Source organism: Paenibacillus sp. J31TS4, assembly GCF_018403265.1.
Lineage (GTDB): Bacteria > Bacillota > Bacilli > Paenibacillales > NBRC-103111 > J31TS4.
In genome coordinates this window covers 1-276 of record NZ_BOSI01000035.1, presented here as the reverse complement: position 1 = coordinate 276, position 276 = coordinate 1, and the positions used below count along the sequence as shown (strand labels likewise).

At 48.6% G+C, this 276-nt stretch carries 2 rRNA genes; both read left to right on the top strand.

The features are described from left to right. Positions 1–125, top strand: a 23S ribosomal RNA gene (locus KJS47_RS23875); the annotation flags it as partial. Positions 126–197: 72 nt separating this feature from the next. Further along, positions 198–276 (top strand): 5S ribosomal RNA (gene rrf / locus KJS47_RS23870); the annotation flags it as partial.

Here is a 276-nt window from a genome sequence, read left to right as displayed (position 1 = left end):
CCCCCCTCAAGATGAGATTTCCCAGTATGTAAGACCCCTTGAAGACGACGAGGTAGATAGGTTCGGGGTGGAAGCGCAGCAATGCGTGCAGCTGACGAATACTAATCGGTCGAGGGCTTATCCTAAAGACTTTCAACTAAAGAATGAATAAACTTCGCATCTAGTTTTCAAGGTACAAACCTTGAATGAAATAGCTGTTTGGTGATAATGGCGGAGGGGAACCACGCGTACCCATCTCGAACACGACCGTTAAGCCCTCCAGCGCCGATGGTACTT